At 73.0% G+C, this 840-nt stretch carries 2 protein-coding genes; both read right to left on the bottom strand.

What is annotated here, in order from left to right:
• Window positions 1–606, bottom strand: a 606-nt coding sequence (locus AC27KI_RS26135) for a response regulator (protein ID WP_487116766.1), incomplete at its 3' end; no start/stop codon positions are given.
• 11 nt (window positions 607–617) lie between these two features.
• A partial coding sequence (locus AC27KI_RS26130) for a hypothetical protein (RefSeq protein ID WP_487116763.1) occupies window positions 618–840 on the bottom strand: 223 nt, incomplete at its 5' end.

The following is an 840-nucleotide window of genomic DNA, read 5'->3' as shown; positions in this document are numbered from 1 at the left end:
CTGGCCCGCCGCGCCGGTGGCCGCACCGCCACCGAAGTAGCCGTGCAGCAGCTCGCGCGCCAGGGCGGTCTGCCACATGAGCCGGCCGTCGCTCGCGCGCACGGTGATGCTGGCGTAGCCGAAGGCGTCGAGCGCGTTGCGCGCCTGGCCGGCCTGGCGGATCTCCTGGCGGGCGCGGCGCGCGCCCTGCAGGTGCACGTTCATGCGCGCGAGCACCTCCTTGGGCTTGATGGGCTTGGTCACGTAGTCGACGCCGCCCGCGTCCAGCGCGGCGACCAGGTACTCGGTCTCGGTCAGGCCGGTCATGAAGATGATGGGGATGTGCGCGGTGGCCGGCAGGCCTTTCAGCCGCCGCGCGACCTCGAAGCCGTCCATGCCCGGCATCATCGCGTCGAGCAGCACCACGTCGGGCAGCGCCTGCGCCGCGCGCGACAGCGCGGTCTCGCCATTGGTGGCCACGAGCACGGTGTAGCCGGATTCGTCGAGCGCGTCGTGCAGCACGGCGAGGTTATCGGGCACGTCGTCCACGATCAGCACCACATCGGCGCGGGTGCGGTCGAGCGCCTGCGCGGTGGCATCCAGGGGCAGCGCATCGGTGGGGAGCATGGCGGTCACGGTCATGGGGAAGGAGGATGGGATGCGGCGGCCTCGGCCACCATGCGGGCGATGGCCTCGAAACGGAATTGCCGCGCATGGTCGCGCGCCTCGCCCACCCAGGCCGCGCACCCGGGCTGCGCGGCCTCGATGGCGCCCAGCTGGTTGAGCACGCCGCGGTAGTAGCCCAGCTCGACGGCTTCGGACAGGGCCGGCAGGCGGGACGGGTCGGGCAGCGCATCGGCG

The organism is Acidovorax sp. KPB24-03 (assembly GCF_057546605.1).
Note: the sequence above shows the minus strand (reverse complement) of the source record. Positions and strands in the feature narration are given on the sequence as shown.